At 71.9% G+C, this 23,902-nt stretch carries 25 protein-coding genes; 8 read left to right on the top strand and 17 right to left on the bottom strand.

Going from position 1 to position 23,902, the window contains the following annotated elements:
* Positions 1 to 75: 75 nt before the first annotated feature.
* Together ABGB16_RS18210 and ABGB16_RS18215 are read left to right on the top strand one after the other, a co-directional pair.
* Entirely contained in the window at positions 76 to 1,029 is a 954-nt protein-coding gene (locus ABGB16_RS18210; protein WP_347669276.1) for a polysaccharide deacetylase family protein, read from the top strand.
* A 248-nt stretch (positions 1,030 to 1,277) separates the two neighbouring features.
* Positions 1,278 to 1,574 carry a DUF1540 domain-containing protein gene (locus ABGB16_RS18215; protein WP_347669277.1) on the top strand — a complete coding sequence of 99 codons (297 nt, stop codon included), beginning with the start codon at positions 1,278 to 1,280 and terminating at the stop codon, positions 1,572 to 1,574.
* Positions 1,575 to 1,610: 36 nt separating this feature from the next.
* Here the strand turns inward: ABGB16_RS18215 and ABGB16_RS18220 are convergent, their stop codons facing one another.
* Positions 1,611 to 3,617, bottom strand: coding sequence for a protein meaA (locus ABGB16_RS18220; protein WP_347669278.1), 2,007 nt, complete (start codon positions 3,615 to 3,617; stop codon positions 1,611 to 1,613).
* A gap of 151 nt (positions 3,618 to 3,768) precedes the next feature.
* Between ABGB16_RS18220 and ABGB16_RS18225 the strand changes: the two genes are divergently transcribed.
* Genes ABGB16_RS18225 through ABGB16_RS18235 form a run of 3 tightly spaced genes read left to right on the top strand, consistent with a single transcriptional unit; the run spans position 3,769 to position 6,281 of the window.
* Positions 3,769 to 4,674 carry an ABC transporter ATP-binding protein gene (locus ABGB16_RS18225; RefSeq protein ID WP_347669279.1) on the top strand — a complete coding sequence of 302 codons (906 nt, stop codon included), beginning with the start codon at positions 3,769 to 3,771 and terminating at the stop codon, positions 4,672 to 4,674.
* Positions 4,671 to 5,513, top strand: coding sequence for an ABC transporter permease (locus ABGB16_RS18230; RefSeq protein ID WP_347669280.1), 843 nt, complete (start codon positions 4,671 to 4,673; stop codon positions 5,511 to 5,513). The genes ABGB16_RS18225 and ABGB16_RS18230 overlap by 4 nt, the downstream gene beginning before the upstream one ends.
* 21 nt (positions 5,514 to 5,534) lie before the next feature.
* On the top strand, positions 5,535 to 6,281 hold the full coding sequence (locus ABGB16_RS18235; protein ID WP_347669281.1) for an alpha/beta hydrolase-fold protein: 747 nt from the start codon (positions 5,535 to 5,537) through the stop codon (positions 6,279 to 6,281).
* A 241-nt stretch (positions 6,282 to 6,522) separates the two neighbouring features.
* On the opposite strand, the gene ABGB16_RS18240 is transcribed toward ABGB16_RS18235, so the two are convergent.
* Together ABGB16_RS18240 and murA are read right to left on the bottom strand one after the other, a co-directional pair.
* Positions 6,523 to 7,371, bottom strand: coding sequence for a 3-hydroxyacyl-CoA dehydrogenase family protein (locus ABGB16_RS18240; protein WP_347669282.1), 849 nt, complete (start codon positions 7,369 to 7,371; stop codon positions 6,523 to 6,525).
* Between the two features lie 136 nt (positions 7,372 to 7,507).
* The gene (gene murA, locus ABGB16_RS18245) at positions 7,508 to 8,959 is read right to left on the bottom strand and encodes a UDP-N-acetylglucosamine 1-carboxyvinyltransferase (protein ID WP_347669283.1); all 1,452 of its coding nucleotides are present in this window, start codon (positions 8,957 to 8,959) and stop codon (positions 7,508 to 7,510) included.
* On the opposite strand from murA, the gene ABGB16_RS18250 reads away from it, so the two are divergent.
* Both ABGB16_RS18250 and ABGB16_RS18255 read left to right on the top strand, forming a co-directional pair.
* Positions 8,958 to 9,530, top strand: a complete 573-nt coding sequence (locus ABGB16_RS18250; RefSeq protein WP_347669284.1) for a cob(I)yrinic acid a,c-diamide adenosyltransferase — start codon at positions 8,958 to 8,960, stop codon at positions 9,528 to 9,530. The genes murA and ABGB16_RS18250 overlap by 2 nt on opposite strands.
* Entirely contained in the window at positions 9,506 to 9,973 is a 468-nt protein-coding gene (locus ABGB16_RS18255; protein ID WP_347669285.1) for a VOC family protein, read from the top strand. Before ABGB16_RS18250 ends, ABGB16_RS18255 begins: the two co-directional genes overlap by 25 nt.
* A 105-nt stretch (positions 9,974 to 10,078) precedes the next feature.
* On the opposite strand, the gene ABGB16_RS18260 is transcribed toward ABGB16_RS18255, so the two are convergent.
* From ABGB16_RS18260 to glyA, 14 genes are all read right to left on the bottom strand, one after another.
* A complete protein-coding gene (locus ABGB16_RS18260; RefSeq protein WP_347669328.1) occupies positions 10,079 to 10,672 on the bottom strand; it encodes a hypothetical protein in 594 nt (197 codons plus the stop codon).
* A gap of 700 nt (positions 10,673 to 11,372) precedes the next feature.
* Complete coding sequence (locus ABGB16_RS18265) at positions 11,373 to 11,828, bottom strand: DUF2550 domain-containing protein (RefSeq protein ID WP_347669286.1); 456 nt, start codon at positions 11,826 to 11,828, stop codon at positions 11,373 to 11,375.
* 12 nt (positions 11,829 to 11,840) lie between these two features.
* Complete coding sequence (locus ABGB16_RS18270; protein ID WP_347669287.1) at positions 11,841 to 12,125, bottom strand: F0F1 ATP synthase subunit epsilon; 285 nt, start codon at positions 12,123 to 12,125, stop codon at positions 11,841 to 11,843.
* Positions 12,126 to 12,236: 111 nt separating this feature from the next.
* Positions 12,237 to 13,382, bottom strand: a complete 1,146-nt coding sequence (locus ABGB16_RS18275) for an LCP family protein (RefSeq protein WP_347669288.1) — start codon at positions 13,380 to 13,382, stop codon at positions 12,237 to 12,239.
* 216 nt (positions 13,383 to 13,598) lie between these two features.
* Entirely contained in the window at positions 13,599 to 15,035 is a 1,437-nt protein-coding gene (gene atpD, locus ABGB16_RS18280; RefSeq protein WP_347669289.1) for a F0F1 ATP synthase subunit beta, read from the bottom strand.
* Positions 15,035 to 15,964, bottom strand: a complete 930-nt coding sequence (locus tag ABGB16_RS18285) for a F0F1 ATP synthase subunit gamma (protein WP_145773402.1) — start codon at positions 15,962 to 15,964, stop codon at positions 15,035 to 15,037. The genes atpD and ABGB16_RS18285 overlap by 1 nt, the downstream gene beginning before the upstream one ends.
* A gap of 9 nt (positions 15,965 to 15,973) precedes the next feature.
* Positions 15,974 to 17,614 (bottom strand): F0F1 ATP synthase subunit alpha, encoded by a 1,641-nt coding sequence (atpA, locus tag ABGB16_RS18290; RefSeq protein ID WP_347669290.1) that lies wholly within the window; start codon positions 17,612 to 17,614, stop codon positions 15,974 to 15,976.
* 100 nt (positions 17,615 to 17,714) lie between these two features.
* On the bottom strand, positions 17,715 to 18,536 hold the full coding sequence (locus ABGB16_RS18295; protein WP_347669291.1) for a F0F1 ATP synthase subunit delta: 822 nt from the start codon (positions 18,534 to 18,536) through the stop codon (positions 17,715 to 17,717).
* On the bottom strand, positions 18,536 to 19,075 hold the full coding sequence (locus tag ABGB16_RS18300; RefSeq protein ID WP_347669292.1) for a F0F1 ATP synthase subunit B: 540 nt from the start codon (positions 19,073 to 19,075) through the stop codon (positions 18,536 to 18,538). Before ABGB16_RS18300 ends, ABGB16_RS18295 begins: the two co-directional genes overlap by 1 nt.
* Before the next feature lie 28 nt (positions 19,076 to 19,103).
* A complete protein-coding gene (locus ABGB16_RS18305) occupies positions 19,104 to 19,337 on the bottom strand; it encodes an ATP synthase F0 subunit C (RefSeq protein WP_347669293.1) in 234 nt (77 codons plus the stop codon).
* 69 nt (positions 19,338 to 19,406) lie between these two features.
* Positions 19,407 to 20,204: a F0F1 ATP synthase subunit A gene (atpB, locus tag ABGB16_RS18310; protein ID WP_347669294.1), complete on the bottom strand. Its 798-nt coding sequence runs from the start codon at positions 20,202 to 20,204 to the stop codon at positions 19,407 to 19,409.
* A gap of 11 nt (positions 20,205 to 20,215) precedes the next feature.
* Positions 20,216 to 20,452: an AtpZ/AtpI family protein gene (locus tag ABGB16_RS18315; protein ID WP_347669295.1), complete on the bottom strand. Its 237-nt coding sequence runs from the start codon at positions 20,450 to 20,452 to the stop codon at positions 20,216 to 20,218.
* Between the two features lie 182 nt (positions 20,453 to 20,634).
* Entirely contained in the window at positions 20,635 to 21,066 is a 432-nt protein-coding gene (locus ABGB16_RS18320) for a hypothetical protein (protein ID WP_347669296.1), read from the bottom strand.
* Entirely contained in the window at positions 21,059 to 22,348 is a 1,290-nt protein-coding gene (glyA, locus tag ABGB16_RS18325; protein WP_347669297.1) for a serine hydroxymethyltransferase, read from the bottom strand. Before glyA ends, ABGB16_RS18320 begins: the two co-directional genes overlap by 8 nt.
* A 34-nt stretch (positions 22,349 to 22,382) precedes the next feature.
* Between glyA and ABGB16_RS18330 the strand changes: the two genes are divergently transcribed.
* A complete protein-coding gene (locus tag ABGB16_RS18330) occupies positions 22,383 to 23,855 on the top strand; it encodes an SDR family oxidoreductase (RefSeq protein ID WP_347669298.1) in 1,473 nt (490 codons plus the stop codon).
* Positions 23,856 to 23,902 lie beyond the last annotated feature (47 nt).

The following is a 23,902-nucleotide window of genomic DNA, read 5'->3' on the forward strand; positions in this document are numbered from 1 at the left end:
CCCGGCCCCGTCCCGGTTGCTGCCCGTTCGGCTCGTCCCGGTTGCTGTCCGTTCGGCTCGTCCCGGTTGCTGTCCGTGAACCGCACTCGCGTCCCCCTCGTCGCGACGCTGGCCGCCCTGACCGGCGTGCTCGCCCTGCTCGTCCTGCCGACAACCCCAGCGGAGCGCGGCCAAGGGGTGATCGCCCGGATACCGGCAGACGCCGCGACACCGAGACCCGAGGCGACCCGGCCGACGCCGACACCCGAGGCAGCCCGACCGACGCTGACACCCGAGGCGGCCCGGTCGACGACGGCACCGGAAACACGGCCCGGCACCTCTGACCCCCGACGCCGGCCGCCGGTGGTCGACCACGGCCCGCGTACCGGCAACCGCGTGGCGCTCACCTTCGACGCCGACATGACCGACGCGATGCGCTACCAACTGCGCAGCGGCGCGGTCCGGTCGTACGCGAACCTGGCGATCGTCGACCTGCTGGAGCGGGAGCGGGTGCCCGCCGCGTTCTTCCTGACCGGGAAGTGGGTCGAGGAGTACCCCGAGGTGACCCGCCGCCTGGCCGGCAACCCGCGCTTCGAGCTGGCCAACCACACGTACGGCCACTTGGCCTTCACCCCGGACTGCTACGGCCTCCCGACGATCTCCCGCCACCGGATGGCGGCGGACGTGGCGCGCACGTTCGACGTCATCGCCCCGTACGGCGGCCGGCAGACCCGCTACTTCCGCTTCCCGGGGCTGTGCCACGACCGGGCGGCGCTCACCGCGTTGGCGCCGCTGGGCGTGACGGTGGTGGACGGCGACGTGGTCAGCGGGGACCCGTTCGCGAAGTCGTGGCGACCGATCGTGGACGCCGTGCTGTCCCGGGTACGCCCCGGCTCGGTCGTCGTGCTGCACGTCACCGAGGCGAACGCCCCGATGACGGACGAGGCGCTGCCGCACATCCTGGCCGGGCTGGCCGAGCGCGGCCTCACGCCGGCCCCGCTGTCCGAAGTGCTCGGCCCGGACCGGTCCGCCGCCGCCCAGCCCGGCTGAGCCAGCCGCGGAACCGGCGCGCCTCCAACGCGGCCACGGGTCCGACCGGGCCGGCTGAGTCCACGGGTCCGACCGGGCCGGCTGAGTCCACGGGTCCGACCGGACCGGCTGAGTCCACGGGTCCGACCGGACCGGCTGAGTCCACGGGTCCGACCGAGTGCACGGGTCCGACCGGACCGGACCAGGCGTACACAATCCGGCAAAAGCCTAGTATCGGAGGAAAGCCAGCGAAGGATCAGGAGTCTGCCATGACCGCGTCGATGGAGAGACCCCGCGTCCAGGAGTGCGTCGTGGCCGCCTGCGCCTACAACCGCACCGGCGACTGCCACGCCTTCGCCATCACCATCGGCAGCAGCGACCACGCCCACTGTCACACCTTCATCCGGATGCCGCAGCCGGGTGGCGTGGACACGCTGGTCGCCCAGGTCGGCGCCTGCCAGCGGGCGGACTGCCGGCACAACTCGCGGCTGGAGTGCCACGCGCCGGGCATCCGGGTCGGGCCGGACAACGACCTGGCGGACTGCATGACGTACGACCGCCGCTGACCGGATACGACGTACGACCGCCGCTGACTCGGCAACTCAGCCCAGGGCGTTGGCCTCGCGGATCACCTCGACGAGGTCGCCGATGATGTCGGTGAGGGCGAAGTCCTTGGGGGTGAAGACCCGGGCGACGCCGGCCGCCCGCAGCGCGTCGGCGTCGGCCGGCGGGATGATGCCGCCGACCACCACGGGCAGGTCCCCCCGACCGGCGGCACGCAGGCCGTCGAGCACCGCCGGCACGGCGGCCAGGTGCGAGCCGGAGAGCACCGACAGTCCGACCAGGTCGACGTCCTCCTCGACCGCGGCGGCCACGATCTGCCCGGCGGTCAGCCGGATGCCCTGGTAGACGACCTCGAAGCCGGCGTCGCGGGCGCGTACCGCGATCTGCTCGGCGCCGTTGGAGTGCCCGTCCAGGCCGGGCTTGCCGACCAGCAGCCGCAGCCTGCCGCTGCCCAGTTCCCGGGCGGTGGCGGTGACCCGCTCCCGCACGGCGGCCAGTCCCGCGCCGCCGGCCGCCCCGGCCGCGCCGGCCAGCCCGGTCGGCGCCCGGTACTCCCCGAAGACCTGGCGCAGCGCGCCGGCCCACTCGCCGGTGGTCACACCGGCCCGCACGCACTCCAGGGTCGCCGGCATCAGGTTGGCCGCCGTCGCGGCGTCCGCCCGCAGCCGGTCGAGCGCCGCCGCGACCGCCGCGCCGTCCCGCCCGGCCCGCCATTCGCGTACGGAGGCCACGGCCGCCGCCTCCACCGCAGGGTCGACCTGCTCGATCGCCTCGGCGCCGGCGGCGGTCAGCGGGGACGGCTCGGTCTCGGTGAACCGGTTGACGCCGACCACGACGTCCGTGCCGGCCTCCATCCGGCGGCGGCGGTCGGCCAGCGAGGCGACCAGCGCGCTCTTCAGGTACCCGGACTCGACGGCGGCCACCACGCCGCCCATCTCCAGCACCTTGTCCAGCTCGACCCGGGCCCCGGCGACGATGCCGTCGACCAGCGCCGTCATCACGTGCGAGCCGTCGAACAGGTCCGGGTACTCCAGCAGGTCCGACTCGTACGCCAGCACCTGCTGCATCCGCAGCGACCACTGCTGGTCCCACGGACGGGGCAGCCCGAGCGCCTCGTTCCAGGCGGGCAGCTGCACGGCCCGGGCCCGGGCGTCGCGGGACAGGGTCACGCCGAGCATCTCCAGCACGATCCGCTGGATGTTGTTCTCCGGCTGGGCCTCGGTCAGCCCGAGCGAGTTGACCTGCACGCCGTACCGGAAGCGGCGCTGCTTCGGGTCGGACACGCCGTACCGCTCGCGGGTGATCTCGTCCCAGAGCGCGCCGAACGCGCGCATCTTGGCGATCTCCTCGACGAAGCGCACCCCGGCGTTGACGAAGAACGAGATCCGGGCGACCACGTCGCCCATCCGTTCGGCCGGCACCTGACCGGAGTCGCGAACGGCGTCCAGTACGGCGACGGCGGTGGCGAGGGCGAAGCCGACCTCCTGCACGGGCGTCGCGCCCGCCTCCTGGAGGTGGTACGAGCAGATGTTCACCGGGTTCCAGCGCGGCATCGTCTTCAGCGTGTGCGCGACGATGTCGGCGGTGAGCCGCAGCGACGCGGCCGGCGGGAAGATGTACGTCCCCCGGGACAGGTACTCCTTGATGATGTCGTTCTGGGTGGTGCCGGAGAGCATCGAGGCGGTCCAGCCCTGCTCCATCGCCACCGTGCCGTAGAGGGCGAGCAGCCACATCGCCGGCGCGTTGATGGTCATCGAGGTGTTCATCTCGGCGAGCGGGATGCCGTCGAAGAGGGCACGCATGTCGCCGAGGTGGGCGACGGGCACCCCGACCCGGCCGACCTCACCGGCGGCCAGCTCGTGGTCCGGGTCGTACCCGGTCTGGGTGGGCAGGTCGAAGGCCACCGACAGCCCCGTCTGCCCCTTGGCGAGGTTACGGCGGAAGAGCGCGTTGCTCGCGGCGGCCGAGGAGTGCCCGGCGTAGGTGCGCATCACCCACGGGCGGTCGCGCTCGGGCAACCGGCTGGGAGGAGCCTTCTCGTCCATGGCCGGAGTCTAAGTTACCGCCCGGTAAAACGAACTGTGGAAAACTGCACAGGCCCATGTCGCGGACGAGGGGGCGCAGACGGCCCGACATGGGGCGGACCGCCACACCCCGGGCGCCGCCGCGTGGACCCGCGGTCGCACACTGGACAGCATGGATGACCAGCTCGCGATCTCCGTCCGGGGACTGCGCAAGGCGTACGGCGACAACGTCGCGGTGGCGGGCCTGGACCTCGCCGTTCCGCGCGGCGAGGTGTTCGCCCTGCTCGGCCCGAACGGCGCGGGCAAGACCACGACCGTGGAGATCCTGGAGGGCTACCGGCAGCGCGACGCCGGCGAGGTGTCCGTGCTGGGCAGCGACCCCGGGCTTGCCTTCGGGTCGCGGCTGCGGGGCTCGCAAGCTCGCTCCTCGCGCCCCCCACGGCACCCCGACCCGCGCTGGCGCGCCCGCGTCGGCATCGTGCTCCAGGGCACGGGCGAGTTCGACGAGCTGACCGTCGCCGAGGTGGTCGGGCACTTCGCCGGCTTCTACCCCGACGCCGACGACCCGGCGAAGGTGATCGAGCGGGTCGGCCTGGGCGCGAAGGCGCGGGCGCGCACCCACACCCTCTCCGGCGGGCAGAAGCGCCGCCTGGACGTGGCGCTCGGCATCATCGGGCGCCCCGAGCTGCTCTTCCTCGACGAGCCCACCACCGGCTTCGACCCGGAGGCCCGGCGGGAGTTCTGGGAGCTGATCCGCGACCTCGCCGCCGCCGGCACCACCATCGTGCTCACCACCCACTACCTGGACGAGGCCGAGGCGCTGGCAGACCGGGTCGGGGTGATCGCCGGCGGCCGGCTCGTCGAGGTGGCGCCGCCGGACCGCCTCGGCAACCGCCAGGAGGCGCTGGCGACGGTCTCCTGGCGTACGCCGGAGGGGGGCGTCGAGACGGCGGAGAGCGCGACGCCGACGGCGCTGGTGGCGGAGCTGGCCGCGCGCTACGGCGGCGAGGTGCCCGGCTTGACGGTGACCCGGCCGACCCTGGAAGACGTCTACCTCAAGATGATCGGACACCGATGACGACCACCACGAAGCCGGCGGCCCCCGCCGCCGCCGGCCCGGCCCGCCGGCCGGGGCCGGCCGCGCTCGCCCTGCGCCAGGGCCGCCTGGAGATCACCCAGTTCCTGCGCAGCCGGGAGTCCGTCGTCTTCACGCTGGGCTTCCCGATCATCATGATCCTGATCTTCGCCTCGATCTTCGACAACGAGATCGCCCCTGGGGTCAGCTACACGCAGTACTTCATCACCGGCATGATCGCGACCGGCCTGATGACGGTGAGCTTCCAGAACCTCGGCATCTGGATCCCGATCGAACGGGACCGGGGGGTGCTCAAGCGTTACCGGGGCACGCCCATGCCGAAGTGGGTGTGGTTCGCCGGCAAGGTGGTCATGGTGGTGGCGATCGGGGTGCTGGAGATCGCCCTGCTGCTGGCCGTCTCGGTCGCCCTGTTCGACCTGAGGCTGCCGGACGAGAGCGGATGGCTCACCTTCGGCTGGGTCGCCGTCCTCGGGGTCACCGCCTGCACCCTGTGCGGCATCGCCATCTCCTCACTGGCCCGTACGGCTCGCAGCGGTTCGGCCGTGGTCACCCCCGTCGCCCTGGTGCTCCAGTTCATCTCCGGCGTCTTCTTCGTCTTCACCGAGCTGCCGCCCTGGATGCAGCAGGTGGCCGCACTGTTCCCGCTCAAGTGGATGTGCCAGGGCCTACGGTCGGTCTTCCTCCCGGACAGCTTCGGCGCCCGGGAGGCGGCCGGCGGGTTCGAGCTGGGCCGGGTGGCGCTCGTCCTCGCCCTCTGGTGCGTGACCGGACTCGTCCTCTGCCTGACCACCTTCCGCTGGACCACCAAGCGCGACGGCTGAGGCGTAGGGAAGGCTGGGTCGGTGGTGCTTCGACTCACCCGGCGGCGGCTGCTGTTGGCGGGGGCCGGTGCGGCGGCGTTGGCTGGCGGGGCCGGCTGGACGGCCCGCGAGCTGACCCGCCGTCGCCCGGGGCCGGCGCCCGTACTGCCGGACGCCCCGGCCGGCGACGAGCGGCTGGTCCAGCGGGCGTCCGCCGCGCGGGGCCGTACGGTCGACTTCTGGACGGCCGTGCCGGCCGGCCACGGCGACGGTCGGGGCCTGCCGGTCTGCCTGGTGCTGCACGGCGCGTCCTCGACCCCGCGCGACTTCGCCCGGTTCGGGCTGGCCCGGTTCCTCACCGACGCCGTACGCCGGGGCGCGCCGCCGTTCGCGCTCGCCGGCGCGACCGGCGGGCGGCTGTCGTGGCGCCGCTCGGGGTCGGACGACCCGCAACGGATGGTGCGCGAGGAACTGCCGGCGTGGTGCGCCGAGCGCGGCTTCGACACCAGCCGGGTCGCCGCCTGGGGCTGGTCGATGGGCGGGTTCGGATCGCTGCTGCTCGCCGAGACGTTCCCCGGCTGGCTGCGCGCGGTGGCGGCCTTCTCCCCCGCCGTACGGCCCGGGGACGACGTCTTCGCGGGCGCCCGGCGGCTGCGCGGGACCCCGGTGGGGCTCTGGTGCGGCCGGCAGGACGGCCTGCTGCCCGAGGTACGGGCACTGGCCCGCGCGCTGCCCGAGCCGCCGGCCCGCGCCGAGTACGCCGACGGCCGGCACGACTTCGTCTACTAGGGGAGGGTCGTCCCCGCCGCCTTCCCGTTCCTGGCCGGGGCGCTCACCCCACCCCGCCCGGACCGCTGACCCCTGTCCCCGCCGGAGGCCGACGGGGGCAGGGAGCTACCCGTCCCGGCGGGGCAGGGAGCTACCCGTCCCGGCGGGGCAGGGAGCTACCCGTCCCGGCGGGGCAGGGAGCACCCCCCGCCGGGGACAGGGAGGCCCCGCGCAGCACCGGCGGGACGGGGACCGCGTCGGATCAGTAGGTGTAGAACCCCTTGCCGGTCTTGCGGCCCAGGTCGCCGGCGGTGACCATGCGCTGGAGCAGCTCCGGCGGGAAGAACTTCTCGTCGGCCGTGTCGGTGTAGATGTTCCTCGCAGCGTGCAGCAGCACGTCCACGCCCGTCAGGTCGCAGGTGGCCAGGGGGCCCATGGCGTGGCCGAAGCCGAGCCGGCAGGCGGTGTCCAGGTCCTCGGCCGACACCACGCCCGACTCGACCAGCTTGACCGCCTCGACGACCAGCGCGGCGATCAGCCGGGTGGTGACGAAGCCGGCGATGTCCCGGTTCACCACCACGACGGTCTTGCCGACGCCCTCGGCGAACGCCTTCGCGGTGGTCAGGGTCTCGTCGCTCGTCTTGTAGCCGCGCACCAGCTCGCAGAGCTTCATCATCGGCACCGGGGAGAAGAAGTGGGTGCCGACGACCGACTCGGGGCGCTCGGTCACCGCCGCGATCTGGGTGACCGGGATGGCCGAGGTGTTCGTGGCCAGCACCGCGTCGGCCTTGCAGATCTTGTCCAGCGCGCGGAACACCTCGTGCTTGACGTCCAGCCGCTCGAAGACCGCCTCCACCACGATGTCGGCGTCCGCCGCGGCCTCCAGGTCGGTGGTCGGGGTGATCCGACCCAACGTCGCCTCGACCTCGGAACGGTCGATGGTGCCCTTGTCAGCAAACTTCTCCAACGACTTCCGGATGCCGGCCAGCCCCCGCCCGGTGGCCGCGTCGTCCAGGTCCCGCAGCGTCACCTGCCAGCCCGCCTGCGCCGCCACCTGGGCGATGCCCGAGCCCATCAGCCCGGCCCCGACAACCGCGAGTCGACCCGCCATCTGCCTCTCCCTTGCCCTGAATTCGAGTGTCTGTCAGCACCCTAGTCGGCGAGGCTGAACGATGGCTAAGCCGGCTGCCCCGGCCCGTCGGATTACCCCGGCGCCGTCTCGGTCGAGCCCTTCGGCCGGCGCGCGGTCAGATCTCCAGGGCCGGCTCGTCCGGTACGGTGCCGCGCTCGACCTCGACCCCCAGCGCCCGCAGGTCGGCGACGAAGTCCGGATAACCGCGGTCGACGTGGTGCACGTGGGAGACCTCGGTGACCCCGTCGGCGCACAGGCCCGCGATGATCAGCCCGGCGCCGGCCCGGATGTCGGTGGCCCGGACGGGGGCGCCGGAGAGCCGGTCCCGCCCCCGGACCACCGCGTGGTGGCCGTCGGTCTTGATGTCCGCGCCCAGCCGCATCATCTCGTTGGCGAACATGAACCGGCCGTCGAAGATGTTCTCGGTGATCAGGGAGGCGCCGTCGCTCACCGCGGCGAGCCCGATCGCCATCGGCAGCAGGTCGGTGGCGAAGCCCGGGTACGGCAGCGTCACCACGTCCACGGCCCTCGGGCGGTCGTCCATCCGTACCCGGAAGGCACCGTCGCGGGTCTCGATCAGGCCGCCGGCGGCGACCAACTTGTCCAGCGCGACCTCCAGGAATGCCGGGGCGATCCCGGTCACGGTCACGTCGCCCCGGGTCATCGCGGCGCCGAACGCCCAGGTCCCGGCGACGATCCGGTCCCCCACCGTCGCGTGCCGCACCGGCCGCAGCTCGGGCGCCCCCTCGATGCGCAGGGTGGACGTGCCCGCTCCCTCGATACGGGCACCCATCCTGATCAGCATCGAGCAGATGTCGACGATCTCCGGCTCCCGCGCCGCGTTGTCGATCACCGTGCTGCCCCGGGCGAGCACCGCGGCCATCACCAGGTTCTCGGTGGCGCCGACGCTGGGAAAGTCCAGGACGATGTCCGCGCCGTGCAGCCCGTCCGGGGCGGACGCGATGACGAAGCCGTGCTCGCCGCAGATGTCCGCGCCCATCCGGGTCAGCCCGGCGATGTGCATGTCCAGTCCACGGGAGCCGATGGCGTCCCCGCCGGGGTGGGCCACCCGCACGTTCCCGCACCGGGCAAGCAGGGGGCCGAGTACGCAGATCGACGCGCGCAGCCGGCGTACCAGGTCGTAGTCGGCCTCCGCGCCCGGCCGCTCCGGCACGTCGATGGTGACCGACCGCGAGCGGGCCACCCCGCCCCGCGCCACCATCGGGTCGACCGGGTCGTCGGCGTCGAATCGTACGTCGCAGCCCAGCCGGCGCAGCACCTCGCCCATGATGGCGATGTCGGTGATCCGGGGAACGTTGGTGATCACGCTCCGCCCGGGCGCGAGCAGCGCGGCGGCCATGAGCTTGAGCGCCGAGTTCTTCGCCCCGACGACGTGCACCGTCCCGCCGAGCCGGGCGTCACCGGCCACCCGGATGACGTCGACGTCGTTGAGCGCCAGGTCGCCGGCGTCCCCGGGGCCGACCCCCGCCGGCCGGGCCCGCTCCGGCGGGCACTGCTCCGGCCGTACGGGGATGGTCAGGTCCGGTATCCGTAGGCTGTGCGTCATGGCCGTCCACCTCACGCGCATCTACACCAGGGCCGGCGACGCCGGCACGACCAGGCTGAACAACAACGAGGAGGTCCCGAAGACCGATCCGCGGATCGCCGCGTACGCCGACGTGGACGAGTGCAACGCCGCCATCGGCGTCGCGATCGCCCTCGGGCAGCTCGGCGACGAACTGCGGGCGGTGCTGGGGTCGATCCAGAACGACCTGTTCGACGTCGGCGCTGACCTGGCCACCCCGGTCGAGCCGGACCCGAAGTACCCGCCGCTGCGGGTCACCGAGGAGTACGTGGAACGCCTTGAGGGCTGGTGCGACGAGTACAACGAGCGCCTGACCAAGCTCGACTCCTTCATCCTTCCCGGCGGAACCCCGGGCGCGGCGCTGCTGCACGTGGCGCGGACCGTCGCGCGGCGGGCCGAGCGCGCGGCTTGGGCCCTGCTCGCCCACGATCCCGACCGGACCAGCTCACTTCCGGCAAAGTATCTCAACCGGCTCTCCGATCTGCTCTTCATCCTGTCAAGAACGGCCAATCCGGCGGGCGATGTGCTATGGGCGCCGGGCGGTCAACGCTGAGCGGGGACGCGTCACTCGCGGCGGACGCCTCGGGCCCGACGGACACCCCCGTCGGCGGGCTGCACCACGTCGAGGTCTGGGTGCCGGACCTGGCCAGGGCGATCCACAGCTGGGGCTGGCTGCTGGGCGAGCTGGGCTGGAGCCCGTACCAGGACTGGCCGGACGGCCGCTCGTGGCGGCTCGGCCCGACGTACCTGGTGCTGGAGGAGTCCCCGGCACTGTCCGGACGAAACCACGACCGGCTCGCCCCGGGCCTGAACCACCTGGCGTTCCACGCCGGGCCGCCGGCCGCGGTGGACCGGCTGGTCGCGGCCGCGCCGGGCCACGGCTGGTCGCTGCTCTTCCCGGACCGCCACCCGCACGCGGGCGGCCCACAGACGTACGCCGCCTATCTCGCCGACGACCAGGGCTACGAGGTGGAACTGGTCGCCTCACCTGACTGACCCGAGTACGCGAACGCCGCTGGCCGGCACCCCGTCCTCTGGGGTGCCGGCCAGCGGTGTCCTGCCTGCGTGTTCGGTCGTGCGTGTTCGGTCGTGCTGGGTGGGTCAGCTGTTCCAGTACTGGGCGACGAGGTCGGCGGCCTGCTGCTCCCACTGCGCGTACGCGTCCGGGTACGCCGACACCTGCACCGTCTGCGCGGCCTCGGTCAGCGGCATGTCCTGCCACCCGTCGACCTGCTTCAAACCCTTCAGGAACGCCGTCGTCGAGTACTGCGGGTCGGTGATCTGCTCCGGGGTGCCCCAACCCGACGACGGACGCTGCTGGAACAGGCCCAGCGAGTCGTGGTCGTTACGGTCACCCAGGTGCCCCAGGTTCTCCAGCTTCGACTCCTGCAGGCTCGTGGCGATCGAGATCACCGCGGCCCGCTCAGGCAGGCCGGCCTTCTTCGTCGCCGCGATGATCGCCTTCGCGTTCGCCACCTGCTCGTCGTCAAGGTCGATGCGCGACTGCGCGCCCTGCACCCCATGCGGGACCAGCTTGCCGCTGTCGGGCTTGTCGGCCTGCACGGCCACCGCGACCGGCTTCACCTGCGCCGGGACGGCATGCGCGGCGGTGGCGTGCAGCGGACCGGCGGCAAGCCCACCGGCGAACGCGAGACCAGCAACACCGAGAACGCTCTTACGCAGCATCGTGTTCATCATCGAAAGCTCCATTCGGGGGTTGGCGCACACCGCCGAGGGGGATCGGACAGGCGTGCGCAAGCACCGTCAGGCGCTCGAAAGAGGGGAAGTCTCTGGCCGGTGCGACCGCGGGGCAGGGGGTGCCTCGTCACGGGCGCCGGGACCATGCACAACGACCGGCGGCCCGTCACCATTCCGGGCCCGGCCCACCCGCCTCACGGACACGGAAGCGGGACGCCGTCCTCGGCCGTGCGCCAGGTGTAACGACCCCGCCCCGGCCACGATTCCGCCCCCACGATGCCCCCGGTCACACCCCACGACCGCGTGAACCGGACGGACCGGATGGATCGTCGCAGTCGGGTCGGATGATTCCCGCCATGTCGCCGACAGGGCGGCATCCGGAGCGCTCGGACACCCCCATGTCGCCGACGTCGAGTCGATCAAGACGCGGCGGCCACCCTCGAACCGGGGGGACCTGTCTCCGGAGATCCATGTCGCAGTCGGGTCGGGTGATCCACTGCATGTCGGCGACATAGGGGTGTCCAAGCGCTCCGGATACCGCCATGTCGCCGACATCGAGTCGATCAAGACGCGGCGGCCGCCCTCGGACCCGGGGTGGGGCCCGCCGTGACCGGCGCCCCACCGCAACAGAGCAACCGACCGCAACGGAGGAAAGCGACCCGCAACGGAAGAAAGCAACCGGAGCCAACAAGGGGGGTCAGGCCGCGGGCCAGTCCTGGGAGGCCAGACGCGGCGAGGCCGCCCCGGGCGGGGCGGCCTCGAGCCAGGAGAGGAAGCCGGTGACCGTGGACCGCGCCATGGCGATCTCCACCGGTACGCGCTGGCTGCTACAGCGGAGGATCACCCAGTCGGCGGGCATGGAGAGCCGCTCCTGCCCCTCGGGCAGCCGCCGTCGCTCCACGACCAGCGTCTTACGGGAGAGCACCCGCTTGGGGCGCAGGGCGAAGCTGAACATCCGGTACCAGCGGAGTTCTTCGCCGGAGAACCGACCGAAGCCGGGTGACCAGCCCCGGCCGTCGAGGATCGTGGAGACCCGGACGCTGAGCCGGATGATCCCGCCGCTGCGGGTCACCACGGCCCGCCGGACGAAGAGGATCAGGAGAGCGACGAGCACGACGGCGACGCCGATGCCGATGCCCTCCACGATCTCCATCGGCGGGTGGGCTCAGCGGCTCTGCGCGGCGGAGACGGGGGTGGCGGTCTCGGCCAGGACGGTGACACCCTCACTGCTCACCGAGAGGAAACCACCGGCCACCTCGTACGACACCTGCTCGCCGCCGGGCAGCTTGATCCGGACCTGGCCGGGCTCGGCGAGCTGGCCCAGCAGGGGCGCGTGCCCCGGGAGCACACCCAGCTCACCCTCGGTCGTCCGGGCGACGACCATCTCGGCCTCGCCGGACCAGACCTTCTCCTCGACGGCTACGAGCTCGACGTGAAGCTGCTGTGCCACGCTGTCTCCTTGCTGCGGCGGCGGATTGTCGAAAGTCTAGTCGCGCCGCCTTCGGCCCCCCAACGCGGGTGGCGTAAGCTGCGCCACCCCGCGTCTGGTCGGCCGGCGATCCTACTTGCTCTTGTTACGGAAGTCGGGATGCTCCAGGAGGAACGCGTCCAGCTTCTCTTCCCGCAGCGCGGTGAAGAAGTCCTCCGCGGCCGGCAGCAACCGCTCCCCCCGGTACGCCCGGCCGGTGCCGATGTTCGCCCCCGGCAGCTTGATCAGCTCGACGTTGCTGGACCGGATGTTCTTCAGCGCCAGCGCGAAGTCGACCACGCCGTGGCCCCGGCCGTTGAAGATCAGCGACTGCCCGGCGGCCCGGAGTACCCTGTCCAGCTTGATCGGGTTGGCCACCACGTCGGCGCTGAACGCCTGGTCGACCATCGCCTTGATGAACTGCTGCTGGTGGCGCTGGCGGCCGTAGTCGGCGTCCGGGACGCCGTTCTTCGGGTAACGCTGCCGGACGTAGTCCAGCGCCTGCCACCCGCTCAGGTGCTGGTTGCCCTTCTTGTAGACCGCCTGCGGGCCGATGTACCCCTCGCCGTACGGGTTGCCCTTGCGGTGCACCCCGCTCGGCTCCCGGTGCTCGGAGCGCACCTCGCGCTCGATGTACATGTCGACGCCGCCCATCGCGTCGACGATCTTCTGGAAGCCGGTGAAGTTGATGATCGCGCCCGCGTCGAACCGCTCGATCCCGGTCACCTGCTGCACGGTCTTGGCCAGCAGCTCGAAGCCCCGGGCGGCGTCCGGGTTCTCGCCCGGCACCCGGCTGCCGTACGACATGGCGGCGTTGAGCTTGTCGGTGCCGCCGTTGAACTCCGCCTTGCTGAACTTCGGGATCTCCACCCGCAGGTCCCGTGGCAGCGAGAACAGGTACGCCCGGTCCAGCTCGGCCGGCACGTGCAGCACCATGACCGAGTCCGCCAGCGGCGGGGTCTCCGGGTTGCGCGGGTCGATGCCCACCAGGAGGATGTTGAGCGGGCCCTTGATGTCGCTCTTGCGCTCCTGGGCGCCGGCCGCCTGGTCGCCGAAGAGGTCGCCCTTGCCGATCGCGCCCTCGTAGCGCGACAGCAGCGCCTCGTAGCCCACCAGCACCGCGCCGCTCAGCAGCATGAGCACGGCGCCGAACACCGTGCACACCTGGGCCCAGCGCGGCACGCGCGCCCACCGGGACGGCCTTCTCCTGCCGTCCTTGCCGGCCTTACCCACGATCATCTCCGTTCGTCACGCCCACGAAGAGGAGACGGGCGTACGCAGCCGAATAGTTGCAGTGACCACCGCTCGTCCGGAGGAGACGGCGTGGATCGACGGTACCTCGCAGCCGACAGGACCGTCGGCCCGTGAACCGGACAGCGGAGATCATAAGACCTCCACGTGAACGAAAACCGCCCCGGTGTGTACCGGGGCGGTTTCGTTGGTGTGACGAGGGTCTTAGCCCTTCATCAGCTCCGCGGCCTTGCGCTCCAGGTCCTCCAGACCGCCGCACATGAAGAAGGCCTGCTCGGGGAAGTGGTCGTACTCGCCCTCGCTGATCTTCTTGAACGCCTCGATGGTCTCCTTGATCGGAACCGTCGAGCCCGGCACGCCGGTGAACTGCTCGGCGGCGTAGGTGTTCTGCGACAGGAAGCGCTCGATGCGCCGGGCCCGGCCGACGACGAGCTTGTCCTCCTCGGAGAGCTCCTCGATGCCGAGGATGGCGATGATGTCCTGCAGGTCCTTGTACTTCTGCAGGATCCGCTTGACCTCGGTGGCGACCGCGAAGTGCTCGGCGCCGACGAACTCCGGGGCGAGGATCCGGGACGAGGACGCCAGCGGGTCCACGGCCGGGTAGATGCCCTTGTCGGAGATCGACCGCTCCAGGTTGGTGGTCGCGTCGAGGTGGGCGAACGTGGTGGCCGGGGCGGGGTCGGTGTAGTCGTCCGCCGGCACGTAGATCGCCTGCATCGAGGTGATGGCCTGGCCCCGGACGGAGGTGATCCGCTCCTGGAGCTCGCCCATCTCGTCGGCCAGGGTCGGCTGGTAACCCACGGCGCTCGGCATGCGGCCGAGCAGCGTGGACACCTCGGAACCGGCCTGGGTGAAGCGGAAGATGTTGTCGATGAAGAGCAGCACCTCCTGCTTCTGCACGTCGCGGAAGTACTCCGCCATGGTCAGCGCGGAGAGGGCGACCCGCAGCCGGGTGCCCGGCGGCTCGTCCATCTGGCCGTAGACCAGCGCCGTCTTGTCGATGACACCGGACTCGGTCATCTCGGCGATGAGGTCGTTGCCCTCGCGGGTGCGCTCACCCACGCCGGCGAACACCGACGTACCACCGAAGTTCCGGGCCACGCGGGTGATCATCTCCTGGATGAGCACCGTCTTGCCCACGCCCGCGCCGCCGAACAGGCCGATCTTGCCGCCCTTGACGTACGGGGCGAGCAGGTCGATGACCTTGATGCCGGTCTCCAGCATCTCGGTCTTCGGCTCCAGGTCCGCGAAGGCCGGGGCCTTGCGGTGGATCCCCCAGTGGTCGTCCGGGTTGAGCGTCTCGCCCTCGGTGAGGTTGAGGCACTCGCCGATGGCGTTGAAGACGTGACCCTTGACCGCGTCGCCCACCGGCACCCGGATCGGCGAGCCGGTGTCGCGCACCTCGGTGCCACGAACCAGGCCGTCGGTCGGCTGCATCGAGATGGCGCGGATCAGGTTGTCGCCCAGGTGCTGGGCGACCTCCAGGGTCAGCGTCTTCTGGCCGCCGGACAGGGTCACGTCCACGTGCAGCGCGTTGAACAGGTCCGGCATGCCGTCGCGCGGGAACTCGGCGTCGACGACCGGGCCGATGACCCGGACCACGCGACCCGTGGCCGTCTTGGTCTCTACTGGGGCAGTCATCACACTTCACTTCCCGACGCGGCCAGCGCGTTCGCGCCGCCGACGATCTCGCTGATCTCCTGGGTGATCCCGGCCTGGCGGGCCGAGTTCATCTCACGCGTGTACTTCTCGATCATCTCTTCGGCGTTGTCGGTGGCGCTCTTCATCGCCCGCCGCCGGGCCGCCGACTCGCTGGCCGCCGACTCCAGCAACGCCGCGTAGATCCGCGTGTTGATGTACTTCGGCAGCAGCGCGTCGAGCAGCGCCTCCGCCTCCGGCTCGAACTCGTACGCCGGGAGCAGGCCCTCGGACCGCGGACGGTCCTCGACCTGCATCGGGCCGATGATCCGCGTCACCGGGTTCTGGGTCATCAGGGACTTGAACTCGGTGAAGACGATGTGCAGCTCGTCGATCCCGAGCACCCCGTCCGCCCCCGCGCTGCCGTCCGTGTCGTCCGCGCCGGCGGTGAACGCCTTGATCAGCGTCTCCCCGACGGTGCGGGCGTCGGCGAAGCCCGGCTGCTCCGAGAAGCCCGTCCAGCTCGCCTCGATCGGCCGGTCCCGGAACCGGTAGTACTGCACGCCCTTGCGCCCGATGACGTAGAGCACCGGCTCCTTGCCGTCGGCGCGCAGCCGGGCGATCAGCGACTCCGCCGTCCGGATCGCGTTCGAGCTGTAGCCGCCGGCGAGGCCACGATCGGCGGTCACCAGCAGGACGCCCGCCCGCCGCACCCGCTCGCGCGGGGTGAGCAGCGGGTGGTCGATCCGCGCGTTGGACGCCAGCGCCGTGAGCACGCCGGTGATGGCCTGGGCGTACGGCAGGGACGCCTCCACCCGGGCCTGGGCCTTGGCGATCCGGCTCGTCGCCACGAGCTCCATCGCCTTGGTGATCTTCTTCATCCCCTTAGCGGAACGGATCCGCTGACGAAGAACGCGTACCTGGGCCGCCATCCGTCAGCCCTACTGCTTCTCGGCGGTGTCGCGGTAGCGGGTCACCGACTCGCGGTTCTCCTCGCCCTCCATGGGGGCGGCCGGCGCCTCGTTGATCCGAGGCTCGTCCTCCTTGCCCAGGAAGAGCTTCTTGAACTCGGTGATCGCGGCGTCCAGCGAGCCGATGATCTCGTCGTCCCACTTGAAGTCGGCGATCGCCGCCAGCACGCCCTCGTGCTTGTGGCGCAGGTACTGGAGGAACTCCGACTCGAAGCGCTTGATCTCGCCGACCGGGACGTCGTCGAGCTTGCCCTCGGTGCCGGCCCAGACGGAGACGACCTGCTCCTGCACCGGGTACGGCGCGTAGTTCGACTGCTTGAGCAGCTCGACCAGCCGGGAGCCGCGCTCCAGCTGGGCGCGGGAGGCCTTGTCCAGGTCCGAGGCGAAGGCGGCGAACGCCTCCAGCTCGCGGTACTGGGCCAGGTTGAGCCGCAGCGAGCCGGAGACCTTCTTCATCGGCTTCACCTGGGCGGCGCCGCCGACCCGGGAGACCGAGGTGCCGACGTTGATGGCCGGCCGGACGCCCTGGTTGAACAGGTCGGTCTCGAGGAAGATCTGGCCGTCGGTGATGGAGATGACGTTGGTCGGGATGAAGGCCGAGATGTCGTTGGCCTTCGTCTCGATGATCGGCAGGCCGGTCATCGAGCCGCCGCCCAGCTCGTCGGAAAGCTTGGCGCAGCGCTCCAGCAGGCGGGAGTGCAGGTAGAAGACGTCACCCGGGTACGCCTCGCGGCCCGGCGGGCGGCGCAGCAGCAGCGACACGGCCCGGTACGCCTCGGCCTGCTTGCTCAGGTCGTCGAAGACGATCAGGACGTGCTTGCCGCCGTACATCCAGTGCTGGCCGATGGACGAGCCGGTGTACGGGGCGAGGTACTTGAAGCCGGCCGGGTCGGACGCCGGGGAGGCGACGATGGTGGTGTACTCCATCGCGCCGGCCTCCTCCAGCGTGCCCTTGATCGAGGCGATCGTGGAGGCCTTCTGGCCGATGGCGACGTAGATGCAGCGGACCTGCTTCTTCGGGTCGCCGGAGCGCCAGTTTTCCCGCTGGTTGAGGATGGTGTCCAGCGCGACGGTGGTCTTGCCGGTCTTGCGGTCGCCGATGATCAGCTGCCGCTGGCCCCGCCCGATCGGGGTCATCGCGTCGACGGCCTTGAGGCCGGTCTGCATCGGCTCGGAGACGGACTGCCGGGACATCACGTTGGGAGCCTGGAGCTCCAGCTCGCGGTAGCCCTCGTTGGCGATGTCGCCGAGGCCGTCGATCGGCTGGCCGAGCGCGTTGACCACGCGGCCGAGGAAGGCGTCGCCGACCGGCACCGAGAGCACGCGGTTGGTGCGCTTGACGCGCTGCCCCTCCTCGATGCCGCCGAAGTCACCGAGGACGACGACACCGATCTCCCGGACGTCGAGGTTCAGCGCCACGCCGAGCGTGCCGTCCTCGAACTCCAGGAGCTCGTTGGTCATGGTCGAGGGGAGACCCTCGACGTGGGCGATGCCGTCGCCGGCGTCGGCGACGGTGCCGACCTCCTCACGGGAGACGTCGGGCGAGTAGGAGGAGACGTAGCGCTCCAGGGCGCCGCGGATCTCCTCCGTCGAGATGGTCAGCTCGGCCATCCTCTGCTTCCTTAAGTATCAGGGGCCCGGGATACCTAGTACCGACCGGTCCGAATGGCGTCTGTCATTCAGTGCTTCGCGGGTCGCCGACGTGTGCCGGTCAGCGCTTGGCGAGCGCGTTGCGGGTCTCGTTGAGCCGGCGCAGGACGGTGCCGTCGTACAGGTCGGAGCCGACCCGGACGCTGACGCCACCGAGGATCGAGGGGTCGACCGTCTGCTTGACGGAGACCTCCCGACCGTACATCGCGGAGAGTCGGGCACCGAGGCGGCGCTCGTCCTCGTCACTCAACGGGGCGGCGACGGTGACGTACGCCACCTGCCGGTTCCGCCGGTCGGCGGCGAGCTCGACCAGCCGGGTGAGCGAACCGGTGAACGACCGCCCACCGAACCCGCCCAGCGCCACCTCGACGAGGCGGACGGTGACCGGCCGGGCCTTGCCGGCCAGCAGCTCACGGGCCAGCCCGGCCCGCTGCTCGGCCGGGACGGTCGGGTTGCCGAGCGCCGCGGAGAGCGCGGGCTCGCCGGCGACCACCTGGCCGAAGCGGAACAGCTCGTCCTCGACCTCGCCCAGGTCGCCAGCCGCGTCGGCACTGGCGAGCAGCGCCTCCACGCCGAGCCGCTCGGCGCCGTCGAGCAGCTCCGACGGCGCCGACCAGCGGCCGGACACCAGCGCGGTGAGCAGGTCGAGCGCGTCCGCGCCGATCCTGCCCTGGAGCATCCCGGAGAGCAGCCCGGCGCGGTCCGAGCCCGGCCGGGCCGGGTCGGACAGCGCCCGGCGCAGCCGCGGCTCGCGCCGCAGCAGGCCGGCGACGGCGAGCAGATCGTCGGCGGTGGCGGCCACCGCCGACGGCTCGGCGCCCCGCGCGTACGCCGCCAGGCGCTCGGTCGCGGCCTGGTACGACTCCCGGCTGGCGGCCTGCATCAGCGGGCCCCCGTGCTCTCGAGGTCGTTCAGGAACCGGTCGACGGTGCCCTTGCGGCGGGCCTCGTCGGCCAGCGACTCACCGACGATCTTGCTGGCCAGGTCGACCGCGATGGTGCCGACCTCCGTGCGCAGCTCGCGCACGATGGTGGCGCGCTCGGCGGCGAGCTGCTCCTTGCCGGCGGCGATGATCCGGTCGGACTCCTCCCGCGCCTTGGCGAGGATGTCCTGGCGGATGCCCTCGGCGTCGGCCCGGGCGTCGTCCCGGATCCGGGCGGCGTCCGTCCGCGCCTCGGCGAGCTGGGCCCGGTACTGCTCGAGGAGCTGGTTGGCCTCGGCCTGGGCGGCCTCGGCACGCTTGATGCCACCCTCGATCGCGTCGACCCGGGCCTGGAACGTCTGCTCCATGCGGGGGAAGACGAACTTCATCAGCACGATGCAGAGCACGACGAAGGCGATGCCACCGACCACCAGCTCCTGCCAGAGCGGGATGATCGGGTTGTGGGTGGATTCACCACCCTCAGCGGCGAGCAGGAACATGGGAAACCTCCCGGTCTAAGGGCGGGACTTAGAGGTTGCCCTGCCAGATGAAGCCGAACGCGATGCCGAGCAGCGCGAGCGCCTCGATGACGGCGAAGCCGATCCAGACGTACGGCAGGGTGATCCGCGACGACTCCGGCTGGCGGGCGGTCGACTGGATGTAGGCGGCGAAGACCAGGCCGACACCGATGCCCGGGCCGATGGCCGCGAGGCCGTAGCCGATGGCGGCGGTGCTGCCCTCTACCGCGGCGTAGACGTCCATTAGTGGTTCCTCCTGGTTATCACGCGTGACGGTCACGCGGGACGACAACGGGTGGTGCGAGAAGGTGGATCAGTGTTCCTCGGCGAGGGCGCCCTGCACGTAGCTGGCGGTCAGCACGGTGAAGACGTACGCCTGCAGGCAGATCACCAGGAACTCGAGGAAGGTGAGCGCGACGGTCATCACCCAGGACAGCACCGAGACCGGGGCCAGCCAGGTGTTGGCGCTGATCATCGCGAAGCCGCCGAGCGTGAAGACCAGCAGGAGCATGTGGCCGGCGAACATGTTCGCGAAGAGACGGACGGCCAGCGAGAACGGCCGGACCAGGAAGGTCGAGAAGAACTCGATCGGGATCAGAATCGGCAGGATGTACCACGGGGCCGGCGGGATCAGCGAGTGCTTGAAGTACTTCACGAAGCCGTGGTGCCGGATGCCGATCCAGTTGAACATCACGTAGCTGATCGCGGCGAGGAAGGCCGGGAAGGCGATGTGCGAGTTCGGCGAGATCTGGAAGAACGGCACGATCGCGAAGAAGTTCGTCAGCAGGATGAAGCAGAACAGCGTGGTGAAGTACGGCGCGAACCGCACCCCCGCGTGCCCGATCATGTCGACGGCGATGTTGTTCCGGACGAAGCCGTAGATCGACTCGGCGATCCACTGCTTCTTCGTCGGCACCAGCTGCGGCTTCCGGTAGCTGGCCAGGAAGAAGATGATCAGGACGCCGACGGCGATCCAGACCATGGCCGTGATCTTGGTGAACCAGTACGAGTCGTGCTCACCCCACGGGAGGATGCTGGGCAGGTAGAAGTCACCCACGCTGGGTGGGAATGCTGCCTCGCCCTGTGCCAGGACGTTCGCCTGTCCGAACACCGCGTCCCTTCCTAAGTAGGCGTGCCCAGTCGACGGACGACCAGGACGATCCCCCCGGCCATGCCGAGCACGACGCCGATCCCGGTGGCGATGCCGCCGGTGTCGAGCCACTTGTCGACCAGCCAGCCGATGAAGCCCCACACGAGCATGCCCGCGATCAGGTAGCTGAGCGCGGTCCAACCCTGGCCGGCTCCGGTCGGAGGTTCGTCCGGGCCGCCACTGGGTCGGGGGGTTTGGTCACCAGCCATGACGGGGCGAACGATATCAGCCATGAAAACGAGGCTGTGCCTCACCCCCCGCACAACCGTCGTTGTGTGGGCACCGGGCGGGAAAATCGTCTGTGCGCACGCTACTCCCCTTGTGCCACACAGTGAATGACCGGTCCCGGACACGTTCGCGCGTCGTCCGAACCCTGGGACGGCGCCGCCGGTCAGCCCTGCTGGCGGCGGGCGTGCACGGTGGTCAGCCACCAGATGTGCACGCCGGTCCACACCGCCACACCGGCGGCGATGCCCAGGCAGAGCGGGACGAGACCGGCCCATCCGGTGGACGCGACCAGCACCATCACCGCGCCGAGCGCGGTGATCTTGGCGACGTACAGGGCGACGCCGAACGGGAGCACCAGCTGCGGGTTGCGGGCGTCGGCCCAGGCCAGCACGACCGTGGTCAGCGTGTAGCTGAGCGCGGTGACGGCCACCCCGGCGGCTACGCCGAGCGCCGCGTCGGCGCCGCCGGCGACGCCGCCGACGGCCGCGCCGAGCGCCGCCAGCGCCACCGAGGAGAGCACCAGCACCGGCAGGTGGCGCAGCCGCCAGCCCCGGTCCGCGGCGGCCCGCGCCGCGTCCGCCGTCGGCTCAGCCACGGGGGTACGCCGGGAAGGCGGCGACCAGGTCCGCCACGTCGGCGGCGATCCGGGTCAACTCGTCGGCGCCGCCGGGGGCGGCCGGGTCGGTGCGCACGGCGCGGGCGATCAGCCCGGCGGTCTGCCGCATCTCCGCCTCCCGCATGCCCTGGGTGGTGACGCTCGGGGTGCCCACCCGGATGCCCGAGGCCACCATCGGCTTCTGCGGGTCGTACGGGATCGCGTTCTTGTTCAGGGTGATCGCCGCGGCGTCGCAGCGCGCCTCGGCCTGCGCCCCCGTCACCCCCGCCTCCCGCAGGTCGACCAGCGCGAGGTGGGTGTCCGTGCCCCCGGACACCGGGCGCATCCCCTCGGCGGCCAGCCCGTCGGCGAGCGCCCGGGCGTTGGCCACCACCTGCGCGGCGTACGTCCGGAACTCCGGCTGGGCGGCCTCGCGCAGGGCGACCGCCTTGGCCGCGACGGCGTGCATCAGCGGGCCGCCCTGGGTGAACGGGAAGACCGCCTTGTCGATGCGCTGGGCCAACGACTCCCGGCAGAGGATCATGCCGCCGCGCGGGCCCCGCAGCACCTTGTGGGTGGTGCAGCAGACGACGTCGGCGTACGGCACCGGGGAGGGGACGGCCCCACCGGCGACCAGCCCGATGAAGTGCGCGGCGTCCACCATCAGGTAGGCGTCCACCTCGTCGGCGATCTCGCGGAACCGGGCGAAGTCGATCAGCCGCGGGTAGGCGGTCGCCCCGCAGATGATCATTTTGGGGCGGTGCGCGAGAGCCAGGTCGCGCACCTCGTCGTAGTCGATCAGCTCGGTGTCCGGGCGGACCCGGTAGCCGACGGTGGCGAACCACCGGCCCGAGAAGTTGACCCGGCTGCCGTGGGTCAGGTGCCCGCCGTGCGGCAGGTCCATCGCCAGCACCGTGTCCCCCGGCTGCACCAGCGCGGCGTACGCGGCCAGGTTGGCGCTCGCCCCGGAGTGCGGCTGGAGGTTGGCGTGCTCGGCGCCGAACAGCTCCTTCGCCCGGGCGATGCCGATCTCCTCGGCCCGGTCCACCTCGCCGCAGCCGCCGTAGTAGCGCCGGCCCGGGTAGCCCTCGGCGTACTTGTTGGTCAGCGTCGAGCCGAGCGCGGCGAGGACCGCCGGGGAGGTCAGGTTCTCGCTGGCGATCAGTTGCAGGCCGCCGCGCAGCCGGTCCAGCTCGCCGAGCACCACCCCGGCTATCTCCGGGTCGGTCGCTCTGAGCTGGTCGAAGTCCGGCCCCCAGAAGGTGCCTGTCGCGTTCTCCACGACGAACGAGTCTATGGGCCGCACACTGGAAGCCGTGCGATGCCTCGTCACGGGTGCCACCGGGTACGTCGGTGGACGCCTCGCGCCACGGCTGCTCGCCGAGGGACACACCGTACGCTGCCTGGTCCGCCGCGCCGCCCGGCTGCGCGACGTGCCGTGGGCGGCGGATGCGGAGATCGCCGAGGCGGACCTGCGGGCGCCGGAGACCCTGCCGGCCGCGTTCGACGGCGTGGACGTCGCCTACTACCTCGTGCACTCGCTCGGGCAGGCCGGCTTCGCGCAGGCCGACCGGGAGGCCGCGACGAACTTCGCCGCGGCGGCCCGCGCCGCGGGCGTACGCCGGATCGTCTACCTCGGCGGGCCGGAGCCGGCGGCGGCCGACCGGGCCGAGTCGCCGCACCTGCGCTCGCGGGCCGAGGTGGGGCGGATCCTGCTCGCCAGCGGGGTGCCGACGGCGGTGCTGCGGGCGGCGGTGATCATCGGGTCGGGGTCGGCGTCGTTCGAGATGCTGCGGTACCTGACCGAGCGGCTGCCCGTGATGCTCACCCCGCGCTGGGTGCGCAGCCGGGTCCAGCCGGTCGCCGTCCGGGACGCGCTGCGCTACCTGGTCGGCTGCGCCGCCCTGCCGCCGGAGGTCAACCGGGCCTTCGACATCGGCGGCCCCGACGTGCTCACCTTCGAGGCCATGATGCAGCGGTACGCCCACGTCGCCGGGCTGCGCCGGCGGGTCGTCGTGCGGGTACGGCCGCTGACCCCGGCGCTGTCCTCGTACTGGGTCGGGCTGGTCACGCCAGTGCCGAACGCGATCGCCCGCCCGCTGGTGGAGAGCCTGACCCACGAGTCGGTGGCCCACGAGCACGACATCGCCCGGTACGTCCCGGACCCGCCGGGCGGGCTGACCGGCTTCGACGAGGCGGTGCGGCTGGCGCTGGTCAAGGTCCGCGACGCGGCGGTGGAGACCCGTTGGTCCACCGCGAGCGTGCCGAACGCCCCGGCCGAGCCGCTGCCCAGCGACCCGGGGTGGTCCGGCGGCACCGCCTACACCGACGTACGCACCCGCGCCGTGGACGCGCCGCCGGACGTGCTCTGGCGGGTGATCGAGGGCGTCGGCGGCGAGCACGGCTGGTACTCGTTCCCGCTCGCCTGGGCGGTGCGCGGCTGGCTGGACCGGCTGGTCGGCGGCGTCGGGCTGCGCCGGGGCCGGCGCGACCCGCACCACCTGCGGGTCGGCGAGGCGCTGGACTTCTGGCGGGTCGAGGAGATCGAGCCGGGGCGGCTGCTGCGGCTGCGCGCGGAGATGCGGCTGCCCGGCCGGGCCTGGCTGGAGATGCGCGCCGAGCCGGCCGACGGGGGCCGCAGCCGGTACGTCCAGCGCGCCGTGTTCCTCCCCCGCGGGCTGGCCGGTCACGCCTACTGGGGCTCGGTGGCCCCGTTCCACGCGGTCGTCTTCGGCGGCATGGCCCGCAACATCGCCCGCGGCGCCGAGCAGGTCGCCGTCGGCTCCTGAGAGCCCGCGCGGGCTCCACGCCGCGGATCGCCCTGCCCGGCGCCGCC

It is taken from the genome of Micromonospora sp. B11E3, from assembly GCF_039871625.1.
Lineage (GTDB): Bacteria > Actinomycetota > Actinomycetes > Mycobacteriales > Micromonosporaceae > Micromonospora.